This is a genomic window from Streptomyces sp. NPDC047315 (assembly GCF_040643215.1).
GTDB lineage: Bacteria > Actinomycetota > Actinomycetes > Streptomycetales > Streptomycetaceae > Streptomyces.
Genome location: NZ_JBEYTZ010000032.1, coordinates 1 through 19,316, shown reverse-complemented (window position 1 = coordinate 19,316; position 19,316 = coordinate 1). Strand labels below are relative to the sequence as shown.

At 71.0% G+C, this 19,316-nt stretch carries 11 protein-coding genes, 1 tRNA gene and 1 pseudogene; 2 read left to right on the top strand and 11 right to left on the bottom strand.

All coding sequences use genetic code 11. The features are described 5' to 3' along the window. Positions 1-17: 17 nt before the first annotated feature. On the top strand, positions 18-794 hold the full coding sequence (locus ABZ842_RS30275; protein WP_361543746.1) for an SDR family NAD(P)-dependent oxidoreductase: 777 nt from the start codon (positions 18-20) through the stop codon (positions 792-794). On the opposite strand, the gene ABZ842_RS30270 is transcribed toward ABZ842_RS30275, so the two are convergent. The 10 genes and pseudogenes from ABZ842_RS30270 to ABZ842_RS30225 form a co-directional block, all read right to left on the bottom strand. Further along, on the bottom strand, positions 757-1,029 hold the full coding sequence (locus ABZ842_RS30270) for a hypothetical protein (protein WP_361543743.1): 273 nt from the start codon (positions 1,027-1,029) through the stop codon (positions 757-759). The genes ABZ842_RS30275 and ABZ842_RS30270 overlap by 38 nt on opposite strands. Before the next feature lie 199 nt (positions 1,030-1,228). Continuing rightward, positions 1,229-1,699 (bottom strand): DNA starvation/stationary phase protection protein, encoded by a 471-nt coding sequence (locus tag ABZ842_RS30265; RefSeq protein ID WP_361543740.1) that lies wholly within the window; start codon positions 1,697-1,699, stop codon positions 1,229-1,231. 257 nt (positions 1,700-1,956) lie between these two features. Further along, positions 1,957-2,340 (bottom strand): helix-turn-helix transcriptional regulator, encoded by a 384-nt coding sequence (locus ABZ842_RS30260; protein WP_361543737.1) that lies wholly within the window; start codon positions 2,338-2,340, stop codon positions 1,957-1,959. A 109-nt stretch (positions 2,341-2,449) separates the two neighbouring features. Continuing rightward, positions 2,450-2,968, bottom strand: coding sequence for a nicotinamide-nucleotide amidohydrolase family protein (locus tag ABZ842_RS30255; protein ID WP_361543734.1), 519 nt, complete (start codon positions 2,966-2,968; stop codon positions 2,450-2,452). Between the two features lie 8 nt (positions 2,969-2,976). Next, positions 2,977-3,651, bottom strand: coding sequence for a CDP-diacylglycerol--glycerol-3-phosphate 3-phosphatidyltransferase (pgsA, locus tag ABZ842_RS30250; RefSeq protein WP_361543731.1), 675 nt, complete (start codon positions 3,649-3,651; stop codon positions 2,977-2,979). A gap of 158 nt (positions 3,652-3,809) precedes the next feature. Further along, positions 3,810-5,288: pseudogene (rimO, locus tag ABZ842_RS30245) on the bottom strand (30S ribosomal protein S12 methylthiotransferase RimO); the annotation flags it as partial. A 110-nt stretch (positions 5,289-5,398) separates the two neighbouring features. Next, positions 5,399-6,229: a helix-turn-helix domain-containing protein gene (locus tag ABZ842_RS30240; protein ID WP_361543728.1), complete on the bottom strand. Its 831-nt coding sequence runs from the start codon at positions 6,227-6,229 to the stop codon at positions 5,399-5,401. A 300-nt stretch (positions 6,230-6,529) separates the two neighbouring features. Beyond that, complete coding sequence (locus ABZ842_RS30235) at positions 6,530-9,361, bottom strand: DNA translocase FtsK (protein ID WP_361543725.1); 2,832 nt, start codon at positions 9,359-9,361, stop codon at positions 6,530-6,532. A gap of 154 nt (positions 9,362-9,515) precedes the next feature. Further along, positions 9,516-10,193 (bottom strand): response regulator, encoded by a 678-nt coding sequence (locus tag ABZ842_RS30230; RefSeq protein ID WP_361543723.1) that lies wholly within the window; start codon positions 10,191-10,193, stop codon positions 9,516-9,518. A gap of 316 nt (positions 10,194-10,509) precedes the next feature. Beyond that, complete coding sequence (locus tag ABZ842_RS30225) at positions 10,510-16,026, bottom strand: HAMP domain-containing protein (RefSeq protein ID WP_361543720.1); 5,517 nt, start codon at positions 16,024-16,026, stop codon at positions 10,510-10,512. Between the two features lie 288 nt (positions 16,027-16,314). Here ABZ842_RS30225 and ABZ842_RS30220 point away from each other — a divergent pair, with 288 nt between their 5' ends. Beyond that, positions 16,315-18,966: a SpoIIE family protein phosphatase gene (locus ABZ842_RS30220; RefSeq protein WP_361543717.1), complete on the top strand. Its 2,652-nt coding sequence runs from the start codon at positions 16,315-16,317 to the stop codon at positions 18,964-18,966. Positions 18,967-19,025: 59 nt separating this feature from the next. Here ABZ842_RS30220 and ABZ842_RS30215 read toward each other — a convergent pair. Beyond that, positions 19,026-19,098, bottom strand: a tRNA-Thr gene (locus ABZ842_RS30215). Positions 19,099-19,316 lie beyond the last annotated feature (218 nt).

Below are 19,316 nucleotides of genomic sequence, written 5' to 3'. Positions count from 1 at the left end.
GGTCGTACGGTCCCGACATGACCCTCGCCGCGTACGACCTCACCGGCCGGTCCGCGCTCGTCACCGGCGCCGCCAGCGGCATCGGCCGCGCCTGCACCGCGCTCCTCGCCAGCGCCGGAGCGACGGTCCACTGCGCGGACGTGGACGAGGACGGCCTCGCGGGAACCCGGGCGCTGATCAAGGACGCGGGCGGCACCGCGTACGTCCACCCCCTGGACGTCACCGACCGCAGCCGCGTGGAGGCCGTGGTCGCCTCCGCCGTCCGCGCCTCACGACGCCTCGACGTCCTCGCCGCGGTCGCCGGCGTCATGCACAGCAGCCCTGTCCTCCAGACCCGCGACGAGGACCTCGACCGCGTCATGGCGGTCAACTTCAAGGGAGTGCTGTACGCCTGCCAGGAATCCGCCCGCGCCATGATCGCGGCGGGCACGCCCGGCTCCCTCGTCACGATGGCCTCCGGCGCCGTGGACGCCGCGAGCCCCGACCTGCTCTGCTACAGCGCCGCCAAAGCGGCCGTCGTCCAACTCACCCGGACCCTGGCCACCGAACTCGGCCCGCACCGCATCAGGGTGAACGCCGTCGCCCCGGGCTGGATCCGCACCCCCATGACCGACCGCCACGACGCCGAACTCCAAAGCCGCGCCGAAGCCGCCATCACCAAGATCACCCCGCTGCGCCGGGTGGGCGGGCCCGAAGAAGTGGCGCACACGGTGCTCCACCTGGCCTGCGACGCCAGCGCCTTCACCACGGGCCAGATCATCCGCCCGAACGGCGGCGTCGCCATGCCGTGGTGAGGGCCCCGTTCCGCAGCCGGCCGGCGCCGCCGCGTCCGGTGAAGGCCGTCACGTGGACCGGCAGCAGGCTCAGCCCCCATCCACCGGCGGCGACCGCGCCCTCCACCAGACCGGCCCGCTCGGGCACCAGCAGCAGCCGCAGCACCGCCCACCACCACAGCGCGCCGCCCACGAAGGCGGCCAGTGCGAGTCCGAGGGCACCCACGGGCACGCGCACGAAACCGCGTCCCGCCATGGCTGCCTCCCTCCGGACCACGCTAGGTCGTGTCTTCACCCACAGGGAGGGCGCACCGGAAGCAGACCCGGCGCGCACGCCCCCGGAGCACTACGCGCCCCGACGACGCCGACGCCGACACCGAAGCCGAGGCCAACACCAACACCGGCACCGGCACCGGCACACCCGCACCAGGAGCCGCCCCGGCCCCCTGCTGGCGTCACACGCTCTCCGCCTGGAACATCCAGGCATGCTTTTCGAGGTCCGCAGTGAGCCCGATCAGGATGTCCTGGCTCACCGGATCCGGGTCCCCGGTGGCCGCGATGCGCTCCCGCAGCCGCGTAATCACCGCGCCGAGCGCGTCCACCAGGATCCGCACCGCGTCGGTGTCCTTGACCCAGCCGTCCGGCACCCCGCGGATCGCGCTCTGCGACGCCACCGTCGCGGCCCGCCCGTCCGGCGGAACGCCGATCGCGGAGCAGCGCTCCGCCACGGTGTCGGAGTGCATCCGCGCCGTGTCCACGACCTCGTCCAGTTGGAGGTGGACGGAGCGGAAGCGCGGCCCCATCACGTTCCAGTGCACCTGCTTGGCCACCAGCCCCAGGTCCACCAGGTCCACGAGCGCGCCCTGGAGCGCCTCTCCGACCGTCTTGAGGTCGGCGTCGGACAGCGGGCTCTTCACGACAGACATGCGTCCTCCACTCGGTTTCCGGTCCGCTCCCTCTCACCATGACATAGCACCTGAGAGGGAACATTTCGACAGTGGGCCCCTGCCCCGGATCACGCGGGGAAACCCCCGGTACCGACCGAGAAAGTCCAGCGCCGCCCGTGGAAGTCCCGGCGCCGCCCGTGGAAGTCCCGGACGCGAGAAAGCCCCGGTCGTCCGATCCCGCGTGCGAGCACGTCGTGATCGGACGACCGGGGCTCAAGCCAGGGTCGAGGTGCGCGTCAAGCCGCGACGACGTCGACGGCCTCCGCCGGCGCCTTGATCGTCACGCGCTCCGTCGGCACGCCGGACACCGACGTCACGGAGACGGTGTTCAGCATCGGGCGCACCGGCGCGGGCACCGGTTCGCTCGCCGCCGCCGACGCGGCCAGCTCGGCCAACGAGAGCTCGTCGCTCACTTCCCTCATGAGCTCGGACATCCGTACGTCAAGCGCGTCGCAGATCGCGGAGAGCAGCTCGGAGGAAGCCTCCTTCTGCCCCCGCTCCACCTCGGAGAGATAGCCGAGCGAGACTCGGGCGGACGAGGAGACTTCGCGCAGAGTACGGCCCTGGCGCTGGCGCTGCCGACGCAGCACGTCACCCAGCAGGCGACGGAGCAGAATCATCGGTGGCTCCCTCCTCGGACCGCGTAGCCGCATCCTTCACGCCCCACCGTACCGCCTCGCGCTGCGGCCGTGCGGGGAGCGATGACGTGTTCACTCAGGGCTGTAAACATCAATTCCCCCCGTTCTGTTCCGTATCCTTTGCCCGCACCGTGCCGTGCAGTTCACCCAGGAGCAGTTCCAGCACGCTCCGTACACTCTCTTTACGGATTTCCGCCCGGCTGCCGTTCAACCTCAGCGCCGTCACTTTCTCGCTCCGGTCCGGCCCGGACACGGCCACGAAGACCGTGCCGACCGGTTGTCCGTCCTGGGCGTCGGGTCCCGCGACGCCCGTCGTCGCCAGACCCCAGTCAGCCCCCATCCGGGCCCGTACACCCGCTGCCATCTGCAACGCGACCGTCGGATCCACCGCGCCGCGCTCGGCCAGAAGGGTCGCGTCGACCCCGAGGACGTCCCGCTTCAGGGCCGTCGCGTACGCCGTCACCGAACCGCGGAAGGAGCGCGATGCGCCCGGCACCCCGGTCAGCTCCCCGGCCACCAGGCCGCCCGTCAGGGACTCGGCGACCGCCAGGGTCTGACCACGCTCCGCAAGCAAGTCCAGAACGCGCGCCGCGACCGTGCCGTCCGCCATCGGGTCCCTCACCGCCCGCCGGCCGCCGCGCCGTGCTCCTTGGCGAGCCCCCTGCGCCGCAGCAGGATCGCCTGTCGCACGTAATCCAGACCGGTGACGACGGTCAGCACGACCGCGAGCGCCATCACCCAGAAGCGCAAGGTGGCCAGCGGCCCGACGAGCGCGAGTACGTACATGCCGACCGCGGTGCCCTGCGCGAGGGTCTTCATCTTGCCGCCGCGACTGGCCGGAATGACTCCGTGCCGGATCACCCAGAACCGCATCAGGGTGATCCCCAGCTCGCGGAAGAGGATCACGCCCGTCACCCACCACGGCAGGTCCCCGAGGACGGAGAGGCTGATCAGCCCCGCGGCCATGATCGCCTTGTCCGCGATGGGGTCGGCGATCTTGCCGAAGTCCGTGACCAGGTTGTACGTACGGGCCAGATGGCCGTCGAAGACGTCGGTGATCATGGCGACGGCGAACGCCGCCCAGGCCCAGGCGCGCCAGACGGGGTCGTAACCGCCGTCCTGGAACAGCAGGACCACGAAGCCGGGCACCAGCACCAGCCGGAGCATGGTGAGGATGTTGGCGATGTTCCACAGGCTGGCCTGATTGACGGCCGCAGCGCCGAGCTTCCCCCCGGGCGCGGGGCGACCGGGCCTGCCGGTGCCACCCCCCGCGGATGCCGGCACTCCGGTCATCTGGCCGCCTCCTCGCCCACCGCGCGTCGACCGCCCTCCCGGGCCGGCCCGCGGGCGCCCAGGGCGGTGGCCCCGTTCACCAGCGCGTCCAGGGCCGAGGTCCCGCCCACGGCCGCGGCGCCACCGGACGGCGCCGGGGCCTCCTGCGGCAGGCCGACGTACTCGGCCACCAGGTCCACGCCCTCCGTGGCGACGACCTTCGCCAGCACCATCCGGCCGGGCTCAAGGCCGTCCGTCGAGGTGAAGACGGTCTGTCCGTCCGTCTCGGGCGCCTGGTGGGCGCCGCGCCCCACCGCGGGCTCCTCGCCGTCGTCAGCCCCCGAGGAGACCGACTCGACCAGCACCTCAAGGGTCTCCCCCAGCCGCTCCTCGGCGCGCTGCGCGGTCAGCTCCTCCGCCAGCCGCGACAGGTGCGCCAGCCGCTCGGCGACGACGTCCGCGGGCAGCTTGTCCTCGTACGTCGCGGCCTCCGTGCCCTCCTCGTCGGAGTAGCCGAACACGCCGATGGCGTCCAGCCGTGCATGGGTGAGGAAGCGCTCCAGCTCGGCGAAGTCCGCCTCGCTCTCGCCGGGGAAGCCGACGATGAAGTTGGAGCGCACGCCGGCCTGCGGCGCCTTGCCGCGGATCGTCTCCAGCAGTTCGAGGAACCGCTCCGTGTCGCCGAACCTGCGCATCGCCCGCAGCACGCCCGGGGCGGAGTGCTGGAACGAGAGGTCGAAGTAGGGCGCGACCTTGGGCGTGGAGGTGAGGACGTCGATCAGCCCGGGCCGCATCTCCGCGGGCTGGAGGTAGCTGACCCGTACGCGCTCGATGCCGTCGACGGCCGCCAGCTCCGGCAGCAGCGTCTCCAGCAGCCGGATGTCCCCGAGGTCCTTGCCGTACGAGGTGTTGTTCTCGGAGACGAGCATGATCTCCTTGACGCCCTGCTCGGCCAGCCAGCGGGTCTCGCCGAGGACGTCGGCGGGGCGCCGGGAGATGAAGGAGCCGCGGAAGGACGGGATCGCGCAGAAGGTGCAGCGCCGGTCGCAGCCGGAGGCGAGCTTCACGGACGCGACGGGGCTGCTGCCCAGTCTGCGGCGCAGCGGGGCGCGCGGACCCGATTCGGGCGCGACGCCCGCCGGCAGGTCGGCGAGGTCCGCCGGCGAAGGAGTCGGCTCTTCGGCGGTCGTGCCGTGTCCCGGCAGTGCCACACCGGTGGCCGCCTGCCGCTCCACCGGGCTCAGCGGCAGCAGCTTGCGCCGGTCGCGCGGGGTGTGGGCGGCGTGGACCCCACCGCTGAGGATGGTCTGGAGGCGGTCGGAGATGTCGGAGTAGTCGTCGAATCCGAGGACTCCGTCGGCTTCGGGCAGGGCGTCGGCCAGCTCCTTGCCGTAGCGCTCGGCCATGCAGCCGACCGCGACCACGGCCTGGGTCTTGCCGTGGTCCTTGAGGTCGTTGGCTTCCAGCAGGGCGTCGACGGAGTCCTTCTTCGCGGCCTCGACGAAGCCGCAGGTGTTGACGACGGCGACGTCCGCGTCGGCGGCGTCCTCGACCAGCTCCCAGCCGTCCGCTGCCAGACGGCCCGCTAGCTCCTCCGAGTCCACCTCGTTACGGGCGCAGCCAAGAGTGACAAGGGCGACGGTACGGCGTTCGGGCATGGGCTCAAGACTACTTCGTCCCGAGCCGCGCCCTCTCCCCCAGCCCGTCCAACCAGGGAGTACGCGCCGTGGCCGGGGTCCCTGCCGCCTGGTGCCGCCGCTGGAGCCGGTCAGCCTGCCTCGGGGTCACCCTTCGTGTACGACACCCGTTCGACCTGGCCGAGCCGGAAGTCGTCCTCGATCTTCTTGCCGTTGACGAACAGCTCGATCGCGCCCGCGTTGCCGAGGATGAGGTCGATGCGCCGGTCGTCCTGGAAGGTCTTGGTCTGGCCCTTGTTCAGCGTCCCGTCGAAGATCTGCTTGCCGGTGGCCGACTTGGCCTGGATCCAGCTCCGCTTGTCGACCACGGTCAGCTTCACGGTGACCTTGTCCGCGGGCGCCCCTGCGATCGCGGAGTCCGAGGGCACCGGTGCCGGGGCGTCCGTCCGTCCCTTCGACGGTCCCGCGCTGCCGGAGGCCGACCGCTCGGCCTCCGGCCCCTTGGCGATGGGGCCCTTGTCGGCGCCCTCGTCGCCGCCGGAGAAGAGGGTGAAGCCGACGAAGCCGACGACGGCGACGATCGCGGCGACCATGGCCGCGGTCCAGTTGGGGCGGCGCGGCTCGGGGCGGATGCGCTCGGCTTCGAACAGCGGGGCGGCGGGGGTCGGCGCGGGCCGCCCGCCGTGCTCGGAGTCGTACTGCTCGACCAGCGGATCGGGGTCGAGCCCCACGGCGCGGGCGATCATGCGGATGTGTCCGCGGGCGTAGACGTCGCCGCCGCTGCGGGAGAAGTCCTCCTGCTCGATCGCCTGGAGGATGGGGACCCGGACGCGGGTGGTGGCGCTGACCTCGTCGACGGTCAGGCCGGCCGCGACGCGGGCCTGTTGGAGGACTCGGCCGATGGGCGGCCGGTCGTCTTGGGCGGAAGGCCGGTCGTCTTCGGGGAAGTTGCCGATGGACACGGGGGCGCCTTTCGAGCGTGTAACCACCTGCTGGAGGTTCAGTCTACGGGTGGTGCGAAAGGGTGGGGCAACCGGGCGGCGGGACTTTGTACGCCATCGGAATGGCCGGTGCACCCGGAGCGTCGGGACCGGTCTATCCTGCCCCTCCTCCCAACTTGACGTCACAACAAGGGAAACGGTTGCTCGACCGTCGAACGCGGTGCCGACGGCCGCGGAGCGCGAAGTTCCGCGGGGTCGTGCCGCCCGTCTCCGGCGTGTCGCGTCCGGGCCCGGCCGCGACCTGCGCGCTCCGCCCGTCGCTCAGGCGGACTCGCCGCGGATCACGGCCAGCACCCCGTCCAGTTCGTCCGGCTTCACCAGTACGTCGCGCGCCTTGGAACCCTCGCTCGGCCCGACGATGTTGCGCGACTCCATCAGGTCCATCAGCCGCCCCGCCTTGGCGAAGCCCACGCGCAGCTTGCGCTGGAGCATGGACGTGGATCCGAACTGGGTGGACACCACCAGCTCCGCCGCCTGGCACAGCAGGTCCAGGTCGTCGCCGATGTCCTCGTCGATCTCCTTCTTCTGCTTGGAGCCGACGGTGACGTCGTCGCGGAAGACGGGCGTCATCTGGTCCTTGCAGTGGCGTACGACGGCGGCGACCTCGTCCTCCGTCACGAACGCGCCCTGCATGCGGGTGGGCTTGTTCGCGCCCATCGGCAAGAAGAGGCCGTCGCCCTTGCCGATCAGCTTCTCCGCACCGGGCTGGTCGAGGATGACCCGGCTGTCGGCGAGCGAGGAGGTGGCGAACGCGAGCCGGGACGGCACGTTCGCCTTGATCAGGCCGGTGACGACGTCGACGGACGGCCGCTGGGTGGCGAGGACGAGGTGGATGCCGGCCGCGCGCGCGAGCTGGGTGATGCGCACGATGGCGTCCTCGACGTCCCGCGGCGCGACCATCATCAGGTCCGCCAGCTCGTCCACGATCACCAGCAGGTACGGATACGGCTGGAGGTCGCGTTCACTGCCCTCGGGCAGGGTGACCTTGCCGGCGCGGATGGCCTGGTTGAAGTCGTCGATGTGGCGGAAGCCGAAGGCCGCGAGGTCGTCGTAGCGCAGGTCCATCTCGCGCACGACCCACTGCAGGGCCTCGGCCGCCCGCTTGGGGTTGGTGATGATCGGGGTGATCAGGTGCGGGATGCCCTCGTACGCGGTGAGCTCGACCCGCTTGGGGTCGATCAGCACCATCCGGACGTCCTCCGGGGTCGCCCTTATCATCACCGAGGTGATGAGGCAGTTGATGCAGGAGGACTTGCCGGAGCCGGTCGCGCCGGCGACGAGCACGTGCGGCATCTTGGCGAGGTTGGCCATCACGTAGCCGCCCTCGACGTCCTTGCCGAGCGCCACCAGCATCGGATGGTCGTCCTCGGCCGCGTCGGCGAGCCGCAGCACGTCGCCGACGTTCACCATCTCCCGGTCGGTGTTCGGGATCTCGATGCCGACCGCGGACTTCCCGGGGATGGGCGAGATGATCCGGACGTCCGGACTGGCCACGGCGTACGCGATGTTCTTGGTGAGCGCGGTGATCCGCTCGACCTTGACCGCGGGCCCCAGTTCGACCTCGTAGCGGGTGACCGTCGGACCGCGGGTGAAGCCGGTGACGGCGGCGTCGACCTTGAACTCGGTGAAGACGTTCGTCAGCGAGGCGACGATGGCGTCGTTGGCGGCGCTGCGCGTCTTGCCGGGACCGCCGCGCTCCAAGAGGTCGAGCGAGGGCAGCGCGTACGTGATGTCACCGGCGAGTTGCAGCTGTTCGGCCCGCGGCGGCAGCGGCCGGTCCCCGGCGGGCGCGGGCTTGGTCAGGTCCGGTACGGCCGACGAGGAGTCCGCGGCGGGCTCGGCCGCCTTCGGCCCGTCGGCCGACTGCGGTTCGCGCGCGGGCGGCACGGGGGACGCGGCCCGGCGGATGTCCGCGGTGACGTCCTTCGTCAGATCGGCGACCAGCGGCGACGGCGGAAGGCCGTTGTACACGGCGCCGTCCAGCGCGGCGGCGGCAGCCGCGGCCACGTCCACGGCGTCCATCGGCCGGTGCATCGCCGGCTGTACGGAGCCCCGGCGCGGCCGGCGCCGCTGCGACAGCTCCTCGGACTCCGCCTCGTCGGCGTCGAAGGAGGCGTCCGCGGGGCCGCCGCGGCGGGTGGCGGTGCGCCGCCCCCGGCCGGCGGGCACGGCCTCGCGCCACTGCTCGTCGTAGCGCCGGTCGTCGTCGCTGTCGTACGCCCCGTCGGCGTCGCCCGGCTCGTGCAGGGGCTGGACCAGGCCCAGCTTGACGCCGAGGAGGCGAAGCCGTTGCGGAATGGCGTTCACGGGCGTCGCCGTCACCACGAGCAGCCCGAAGACCGTCAACAGCACCAGCAGCGGAACGGCCAGCACCTCGCCCATCATGAAGATCAGCGGCTTGGCGGCGGCCCAGCCGATGAGGCCGCCGGCGTCCTGCATGGCCTCGGTGCCGTCGTCGCGGCTCGGCGAGCCGCAGGCGATGTGGACCTGGCCGAGGATTCCGATGACGAGCGCGGACAGGCCGATGACGATCCGGCCGTTGGCCTCCGGGCGCTGCGGATAGAGGAACAGGCGCACCGAGATCGCGCCCAGCAGTATCGGCACCAGCAGGTCGAGCCGGCCGAAGGCGCCGGTGACCAGCATTTCGACGAGGTCGCCGACCGGGCCGCGCAGATTCGACCAGGTGCCCGCCGCGACCACCAGGGCCAGCCCGAGGAGCAGCAGCGCGAGGCCGTCCTTGCGGTGCGCGGGGTCGAGGCCCTTCGCGCCGCGCCCTATGCCGCGGAACATCGCGCCGACGCCGTGCGCGACGCCGACGCCGACCGCCCGCACCAGCCGGTACACGCCGCCGGTCGGCGACGGTGCCGGCTTGGGCGCGGGCTTCTTCGCCGCGGCCTTCTTCTTGGCCGGTGCCTTCTTCGCAGGCGACGCCTGGGCGGGCTTCGCCGTCTTCTTCGCCGCGGGTTTCTTGGCGGCGGACTTCTTCGCGGGCGCCGCCTTCTTGGCGGCGGGGGCACCGTTCGTACGGCCGGGGCGCGGCTTTTCGGTGCCCGACGTGCCCTGGGAACCCTTGCCGGACGTACGTGAGGCCATGGGGGTGAGGTTACCGGTGTGGACGGCGGTGGACACGCGTGCCCACCGCTTCACCCCAACGTGTCGCCTTGCCGCGGCGCGAAGGTGACGTCCGCTCAGCCGGACCGGTACGGGCGCGGCCCGGGAGTTTCGGCAGCCCGCCCGGGGGGGTCGGCTACAGCGGCGGGGAGGGAGCGCCGCCGGTGCCCGGCTCCAGGGCGTCCAGCGCCCTGCGCAGCCCGGTCAGTTTGCGCTCCAGATGGGCCGCGGTCGCCACGGCCGCCGCGTCGGCGGATTCGTCGTCGAGCTGTTTGGACAGGGCTTCGGCCTGCTCTTCGACGGCCGCGAGGCGTGCGGAGAGCTCGGCGAGGAGCGCCACGGGCTCCCGGCCGAGGGCGCCCGTCACGCCCTGACCGCCGCCTTCGAGCTGGAGGCGCAGCAGCGCTGCCTGCTCGCGCAGTTGGCAGTTCTTCATGTACAGCTCGACGAAGACCGAGACCTTCGCGCGCAGCACCCACGGGTCGAACGGCTTGGAGATGTAGTCGACCGCGCCCGCCGCGTATCCGCGGAAGGTGTGGTGCGGACCGTGGTTGATCGCGGTGAGGAAGATGATGGGGATGTCGCGGGTGCGCTCCCTGCGCTTGATGTGCGCGGCCGTCTCGAACCCGTCCATGCCGGGCATCTGGACGTCCAGCAGGATGACCGCGAAGTCGTCCGTCAGCAGCGCCTTGAGCGCTTCCTCCCCGGACGATGCCCGCACCAGCGTCTGATCGAGCGCGGAGAGAATGGCCTCCAACGCCAGCAGATTCTCCGGCCGGTCATCGACCAGGAGGATCTTGGCCTTCTGCACCATGCCCCGTCCTCCTCGCCCCGGATTGGGGTCTCCCCGACTCCTTGAGCACGGGAAACACACCGGGCGCCGCCCCGGGGGACGGCTCCCTTACGCCGCCCGCCCTTGTGCCGGTCATGGTAGCCGCACCCCGCCTGTCGCCACACCCTGTCACTGCGATGTCACAGTGCCCGGAGCTGAAACGGACGGCGAGACGAAAACGTTCCCCGAAAACCACCGTCGCACACACCTTCAGGCAGAGTCAGTCAGGAACCGACACGGAAACGACATGGAACGGCAGCGTTTCCGTCGTCGCGCGATCACGCCCCGGTCACCGCGGTCACTGTTCGTGCATCCAGTGCTCCATCACGGACAGCAGGTGGTCCGGGTCCACCGGCTTGGTCACGTAGTCCGACGCGCCCGACTCGATGGCCTTCTCCCGGTCGCCCTTCATCGCCTTCGCGGTGAGCGCGATGATCGGCAGCCCGGCGAACTGCGGCATCCTGCGGATCGCCGTCGTCGTCGCGTAGCCGTCCATCTCGGGCATCATGATGTCCATCAGAACGACCGTCACGTCGTCGTGCTGCTCCAGGACTTCGATGCCCTCCCGGCCGTTCTCCGCGTACAGCACCGACAGCCCGTGCTGCTCCAACACGCTCGTGAGCGCGAAGACGTTGCGGATGTCGTCGTCGACGATCAGCACCTTCTCGTTGTCGAAGACGTAACTACGGCGCGGCTCCGACGGCTCCTGGGCCGCGGGCGCCTGCGGCCCCCGGCCCGACGGGGAGCCGAGGTGCGGCACTCCGGCCGGCACCGACACGGCGCCGTTGGAGCTGACGCCGGCACCCGTCGCCGTACTCGGTGCACTGCCCGTGCTGCCCGTGCTCGGCAGCGCCGGCTTCTCCGGCAGCCCGCTCAGCGCCTTGCGGCGCCTGCGGAACAGCGCGCCGGGCCCGGCGTCACCCGGCAGGATGCGCTCCGGCCGCTCCAGCGGAACGCCGGCCTCCGCACCCTCGCCGCCGTGCCCGCCCTGGCCCTGCGTCGGCTGCTCGACGGGGTGCAGCGGCAGGTACAGCGTGAACGTCGAGCCGCGGCCGGGTTCGCTCGCCGCGTGGATCTCGCCGCCGAGCAGTCGCGCGATCTCCCGGCTGATGGACAGCCCGAGCCCCGTGCCGCCGTACTTGCGGCTCGTCGTCCCGTCGGCCTGCTTGAACGCCTCGAAGATCACCCGCATCTTGCCGGCCGCGATCCCGATCCCGGTGTCGGTGACGGAGAACGCGATCAGGTCCGAGTCCGCGTCCTGGAGCGAACCGCCCTCCAGCAACTGCTCCCGGATGGACTGCGGCACGTCCGCGCCGGCCGGCCGGATCACCAGCTCCACCGCGCCCGAGTCGGTGAACTTCACCGCGTTCGACAGCAGGTTGCGCAACACCTGCAACAGCCGCTGCTCGTCGGTGTGCAGCGTCGCCGGCAGCTCCGGCGACACCCGTACGGAGAAGTCCAACCCCTTCTCCGCGGTCAGCGGCCGGAACGTGGCCTCCACGTAGTCCACCAGCTGCACCAGCGCGATGCGGGTCGGCGACACGTCCATCTTGCCGGCCTCCACCTTCGACAGGTCGAGGATGTCGTTGATCAGCTGCAGCAGGTCGGACCCCGCGCCGTGGATCGTCTCGGCGAACTCCACCTGCTTCGGCGAGAGGTTGCCCTCCGCGTTGTCCGCGAGCAGCTTCGCCAGGATCAGCAGCGAGTTCAGCGGGGTGCGCAGCTCGTGCGACATGTTCGCCAGGAACTCGCTCTTGTAGCGCATCGAGACCGCGAGCTGCTCGGCGCGCTCCTCCAGCACCTGCCGGGCCTCTTCGATCTCGGTGTTCTTCACCTCGATGTCCCGGTTCTGCTGGGCCAGCAGCTCCGCCTTGTCCTCCAGCTCGGCGTTGGAATCCTCCAGCGCCCGCTGCCGGTTCTCCAGCTCCGCCGAGCGCTCCCGCAGCTGCTCCGTCAGCTCCTGCGACTGCATCAGCAACACCTCGGTCTTGGTGTTCACGCTGATGGTGTTGACGCTGGTGGCGATCATCTCGGCGAGCTGGTTGAGGAAGTCCCGCTGGATCTGGGTGAACGGCTGGAACGACGCCAGCTCGATCACGCCCAGCACCTTGCCCTCGAAGAGCACCGGCAGCACGATCACGTGCGCCGGCGGCGCCTCACCGAGCCCGGAGGAGATCTTCAAGTACCCCGGCGGCACGCTGACCTGGACCGTCCGCTTCTCCTCGGCGGCCGTCCCGATCAGCGTCTCCCCCGGCCGGAACGAGGTCGGCATCAGCCCCGCCGAGTAGCCGTAGCTGCCGCGCATCTGGAGTTCGTACGACGTCTCCTCATCGCCCGGCACCTCCGACACCCCGCCCGCCGGCATGGCCAGGAAGAACGCGCCGTGCTGCGCCGAGACGACCGGCGTCAGCTCGCTCATGATCAGCGAAGCCACGTCGTCGAGGTCGCGACGGCCCTGCATCAGACCGGAGATCCGGGCCAGGTTGCCCTTCAGCCAGTCCTGCTCCTCGTTGGCGAGGGTGGTGTCGCGCAGCTTGGCGATCATGGTGTTGATGTTGTCCTGGAGGACCTGGATCTCACCGGCCGCGTCCACGTCGACCTTGAGGTTCAGATCGCCACGTGTCACCGCGGTGGCCACGGCGGCGATCGCCCGCACCTGACGGGTGAGGTTGCCGGCCATCTCGTTCACCGACTCCGTCAGGTCCCGCCAGGTGCCGTCCACGTCCCGCACCCGGGCCTGCCCGCCGAGCTGACCGTCCGTGCCCACCTCGCGGGCCACCCGGGTGACCTCGCCGGCGAACGACGACAACTGGTCGACCATCGTGTTGATCGTCGTCTTCAGTTCGAGGATCTCGCCCCGCGCCTCGATGTCGATCTTCCGCGTCAGATCGCCCTTGGCGATGGCGGTGGTGACGGTGGCGATCTGGCGCACCTGCCAGGTGAGGTTGGACGCCATCGAGTTCACCGACTCGGTCAGGTCCTTCCAGGTGCCCGACACGCCCGGCACCTGCGCCTGCCCGCCCAACTCGCCCTCGGTGCCCACTTCCCTGGCCACCCGGGTGACCTCGTCCGCGAACGACGACAGCGTCGTCACCATGGTGTTGACGGTCTCCGCCAACTCGGCGAACTCGCCGCGCGCCTCGACCGTCACCTTCTTCGTCAGGTCGCCGTTGGCGACGGCCGCGGACACCCGGGCGATGTTCCGCACCTGGTTGGTCAGGTTGTTCGCCATCAGGTTGACGTTGTCGCTGAGGTCCTTCCAGATGCCGGTGACGCCGCGCACCCGGGCCTGACCGCCCAGCACTCCCTCCGTGCCCACCTCGCGGGCGACCCTCGTCACCTCGTCGGCGAAGTCGGAGAGCTGGTCGACCATCGTGTTCACGGTCGTCACCAGTTCGAGGATCTCGCCCTTGGCATCGACGGTGATCTTCTTGGACAGGTCGCCCTTGGCGACCGCCGTGGTGACCTCGGCGATGCTCCGCACCTGCGAGGTCAGGTTGTTCGCCATCGAGTTCACCGACTGGGTGAGGTCCTTCCAGGTGCCGGAGACGCCCTGGACCTCGGCCTGCCCGCCGAGCATGCCCTCGGTGCCGACCTCGCGCGCCACCCGGGTGACCTGCTCAGCGAAGTTCGACAGCTGGTCCACCATCGTGTTGATGGTGTTCTTCAACTCAAGGATCTCGCCCCGCGCGTCGACCTCGATCTTCTGCGACAGGTCACCGCGCGCCACCGCCGTGGCGACCTGGGCGATGTTGCGGACCTGACCGGTGAGGTTGCCGGCCATGCCGTTCACGGAGTCCGTCAGGTCGCGCCAGACGCCGGCGACGCCGGGCACCTGTGCCTGACCGCCGAGCCGGCCCTCGGTGCCGACCTCCCGGGCCACCCGGGTCACCTGGTCCGCGAACGCCGACAGCTGGTCCACCATCGTGTTGATGGTGTTCTTCAACTCAAGGATCTCGCCCCGCGCGTCCACGTCGATCTTCTGCGACAGGTCACCGCGCGCCACCGCCGTCGTCACCTGGGCGATCTGCCGCACCTGCCAGGTCAGGTTCCCCGCCATGAAGTTCACGGAGTCGGTCAGCTCGCGCCACGTGCCGCTGACGCCGTCCACCCGCGCCTGACCGCCGAGGCGGCCCTCGGTGCCCACGTCCCGCGCCATCCGCGTGACCTGCTCGGCGAACGAGGAGAGCTGCGCCACCATCGTGTTGACGGTGTTCTTCAACTCCAGCATCTCCCCGGCCACGTCCACCGTGACCTTCTGCGACAGATCGCCGTTCGCCACCGCCGTCGTCACCTGGGCGATGTCCCGCACCTGACCGGTGAGGTTGCGGAACGCGGTGTTCACCGAGTCCGTGAGGTCCTTCCACGTCCCCGCCGCGCCCGGCACCCGCGCCTGGCCCCCCAGCCGGCCCTCGATGCCGACCTCCCGGGCCACCCGGGTCACCTCGGAGCCGAAGGACTGGAGCTGGTCCACCATCGTGTTGACGGTGTTCTTCAACTCCAACATCTCCCCGGCCACGTCGACGGTGACCTTCTGCGACAGGTCGCCGTTCGCCACCGCCGTGGTGACCGCCGCGATGTCCCGCACCTGAGTGGTCAGATTGCGGAAGACGGTGTTCACCGAATCGGTGAGGTCCTTCCACGTCCCCGCCGCGCCCGGCACCTGCGCCTGCCCGCCGAGCAGCCCCTCGCCGCCGACTTCGCTGGCGACCCGGGTGACCTCGTCGGCGAACGTCCGCAGCGTCTCCGTCATCTGGTTCACGGTCTCGGCGAGCTGCGCCACCTCGCCGCGCGCGTTCACCGTGACCTTCTGCGTCAGGTCGCCGTTCGCGACCGCCGTGGTCACCTCGGCGATCGCCCGCACCTGCGACGTCAGATTGCCGGCCATCATGTTGACCGAGTCGGTGAGGTCCTTCCACACGCCCGCGACGCCGGGCACCTCGGCCTGACCGCCCAGCTCGCCCTCGGTGCCCACCTCGCGCGCCACCCGGGTCACCTCGGACCCCAGGGACTGGAGCTGGTCCACCATCGTGTTGACGGTGTTCTTCAGCTCCAGCATCTCCCCGGCGACGTGCACCGTGACCTTCTGCGACAGGTCGCCCTTGGCCACGGCGGTAGTGACCAGCGCGATGTCCCGCACCTGGGCCGTCAGCCGCTGCGCCATGGTGTTGACGGAGTCCGTCAGGTCCTTCCAGGACCCGGACATCCCCCGCGCCTGCGCCTGCCCGCCGAGCTTGCCCTCGGTGCCGACCTCCAGGGCGACCCGCGTCACCTCGTCCGTGAACGCCGACAACTGGTCGACCAGGCTGTTGACCGTACGCGCGACCTTCAGGAACTCGCCGCGCAGCGGTCGTACGACCCCGTCCGCGCCCTCCGAGCGCAGCTCCATGCGCTGCACCAGGTCGCCGTCGGCGACCGCTGACAGCACCCGGCCCACTTCGGACACCGGCCGCGCGAGATCGTCCACCAGGGCGTTCGACGCGTCGATCGCCGCCGCCCAGGAGCCCTCGCAGGCGCCCGTGTCCAGGCGCTCGGTCAGCTTCCCCTCGCGCCCGACGACCCTGCGGACCCGGGCCAGCTCACCCGTGAGGTGGAGATTGCGGTCGGCGACCTCGTTGTAGACGGCCGCGATCTCGGCCATCACGTCGTCGCCCGACACGGTCAGGCGCTTGCGGAAGTTCCCGTCGCGCATGGACGTCAAGGCGGTCAGCAGCCGGTTGAGGGCCACCGCGTCCACCTCGACCGTCCCATTGCTACGGGACCGTCCGCCTTTCGCGCGCGTGTTCTTCCCACGCGCCGCCACGCCAGACTCCACCGTGTCCCTCCCGCAGGGGTTGACCGTACTGCTCGGGTCCTTGTCAGAGTGCCCGAGCCCGCATCGGATGCGTGCCCAGTGTTTCACCCGTGCCGAACCAGGCCATAACAGTTCGGCAGCTTCGCATAGCGTCCCCGCCCCCGGAGGGCGGAAACAGCGGCGACCGGCATCCGCTCGGACTGCGAAGGTAAGTAACCTGGCATCCGGCTGTCCAACCGCCCCGGTCCGCCCGGCCAGGGCGACCAGGGCGCAAGTACAGGACCGGGCACCGGGAGGGGCAGGCCGATCATGGCAGAGCCGGGCGTCGAGACGCGTACGAGGAGTTCAGTGATCACCGCTCGGGCCGCCGCCACCTTCGACCCCGTCGGGCGGTCCGTGGCGACCGCCCGCGCCTTCGTCCGCGACACCCTCCAGGGCTGGGGCCACTCCGACATCGTGGACGACGCCGTCGTCCTGACCAGCGAACTCGTCACGAACGCGGTGATCCACGCCGGCACCGCGGCGGACGTGCTGTGCCTGCGCACGGAGGACGGCGTCCGCATCGAGGTCGGCGACCGCTACCCGGAGCGCGAGATCCCCATCCAGGGCAGCCACGTCCTCGCCCCGCTCGACAGCGAGAACGGCCGCGGGCTGCTGCTGTGCTCCGCCCTCGCCTCCCGCTGGGGCGTCGAGTACGCGCCCACCTTCAAACAGGTCTGGTTCCAGCTCGACCTGCCCGAACGGCCGGTCGGCACCCGCTCAGCCGGCCCGGTCCTGCCCACCCCGATGCTGCCCGTCGCGGACGAACGCGTCCGCGTCGCGGTCGTCCAGATCGACCGCCACGGCACCATCGCGAGCTGGAACGAGGACTCCGAGCGCCTCTTCGGCTACCCCGCGGACCAGGTCATCGGCAAGCCGCTCACCGACTTCGCCGCCTGGCCGCACACCCCCGGCATCGGCACCGGCATCGCCGAAGCCCTCCAGCTCTCCCGCTGGGAAGGCAGCTACGGCATCCGGGACACGGACGGCCGCGTCGTCCCCGTGTACGCCTCCCACCTGCGCGTACGCGACACGAACGGCGAGCCGTCGACGGTCTGCCTGCTGGTGCGGGACGAGGAGCGCGCCGTCCTGCAGACCCCGCAGCGCGTCGCCGTCACCGAGACGGGCAGCGAGCCCCACAGCGCGGACCCCTTCGAGGTCTTCATCGGCTCGCCCGCCCCCGACGACCTCGACGGCCTCCTCCAGCGGACGGTGGAGCGCGCCCGCGACATGCTCGACGGCGACGCCGCGTTCCTGCTGCTGGCCACGGACGACGAGACCGAGCTGGAGGTACGGGCCACCACCGGGCTCCCCTCGGCCCGCCAGCGCTTCGCCCGCGTCCCCGTCGAAGCCGGCACCGGACGTTACGGCTCCGCCCGGATGCCCGCCGTCCACGACGACCTCACTTCGGTGCCCGGAGCCGTACCGCTGCTCAACACCACCGGGATGCGCTCCGTCGTCACCGTCCCGCTCAAGGTGGAGGGCCGTCTCACCGGCTCCTTGGGCGTCGCGGCGGAGGCCGCCGGCCGGTACACGAACGAGGAGGCGCTACGCCTCCAGTTCGCCGCCGACCGCATCGCGCTGGCCGTCGAGTCCGCCCGGCTCGGGGAGCTGGAGCGGCTGCGCCGCGGCTCGCTGTCCTTCCTGGTCGAGGCGTCCGACCTGCTCGCCGGCACGCTCGACCGCGACCAGACCCTCGCGCTGATGGCGCAGATGACGGTCCCCACGCTCGCCACCTGGTGTGCCGTCTACACCATCGCCGACCAGGCGTCGGACCCGTACCTCAGCTATGTGCTGCACGAGGACGAGGACCGCATCGACGGCCTGAAGGCCCTGCTGTCGAAGATCTCCCCGCCGGACCCGGTTCCGACGCCCGGCGCCCGCGTGTGGCACGTGCCGGCCCGGGCGGCTCAGGAGGCGGCCCTGCAGACGTCCAAGCGCGAGCTGGGCCTCGGCTCCTCCTCGCCGGTCTCGTCCGGCATTGCCACCACGCTGGCGACCGCAGCCGCGGTCGGCGGGGAAACGGTCGTGCTTCCGCTGGTGGCCCGCAACCGCGTGATCGGCATGCTGACCCTCGGCAAGCCGTCCGACGACCACTTCCGCCAGGAGATCCTGGAGCTCGCCGAGGACCTGTCCCGCAGAGCGGCCCTGGCGCTGGACAACGCCCGCTTGTATTCGGAGCGGGTCGCCATCAGCCAGTCGCTGCAGCGCAGCCTGCTGCCGCCGGAGTCGCCGCAGATCCCGGGCGTCGAGGTCGAGGTGATCTACCGCGCGGCCGGCGAGGGCAACGAGGTCGGCGGCGACTTCTACGACGTGTTCCCCATCCGCGACGGCGCGTACGGCTTCGCCATCGGCGACGTGTGCGGCACGGGCCCGGAGGCCGCCGCGGTCACCGGCCTCGCCCGGCACGCCCTGCGCCTGTTGGCCCGCGAGGGCTTCGGCGGCCCCGCGGTCCTGGAGCGGCTGAACGCAGCCATCCTCGACGAGGGCGCCCGCAGCCGCTTCCTGACGCTGCTCTACGGCGAGCTGTGGCCGCAGGAGGACGGCAGCGCCCATCTGAAGGTCGTGTGCGCGGGTCATCCGCTCCCGTTGCGCCTGCGCCAGGACGGCACCGTGGAGTCCGCCGCGGAACCGCAGCCGCTGCTCGGCGTCATGGAGGACCTGGAACTGTACGAGCAGATGGTCACCCTCGACCCGGGCGACGTCCTGCTGTGCGTCACGGACGGCGTCACCGAGCGCCGCGAGGGCTCCCGCATGCTGGGCGACGACGGCCTGGCCGAAGTCCTCACCACGTGCACGGGGCTGACGGCGGGTGCGGTGGCCTCCCGCGTGCTCCGCGCGGTGGAACGCTTCGCGGCGGAACCGGCATCGGACGACATGGCGATCCTGGCGATGCGCATCCCGGAGCCCCGCAAGGGCTGACTCCGAGCTCCGAAAACGACAAAGGCCCCCGCCATTGGGCGGGGGCCTTTGTCGTACTGAGCCCCAATACGGAATCGAACCGTAGACCTTCTCCTTACCATGGAGACGCTCTACCGACTGAGCTATTGGGGCCTGCTGCGCTGTGGCAACGAGGTAAATCATACCCTGAGTTGGGCGGTGCTCCGAACCATCTGAGCCGTCCGAGCTCGAAGGCCACCGACGGCGGCCCCAAGGGCTCTCAGGAACACAAAAGGCCCCGGAAATGCGGAAAGGGCCCCACACCTCAGTGTGGAGCCCTCTCCTCAAAAATTGTTCGGCGGCGTCCTACTCTCCCACAGGGTCCCCCCTGC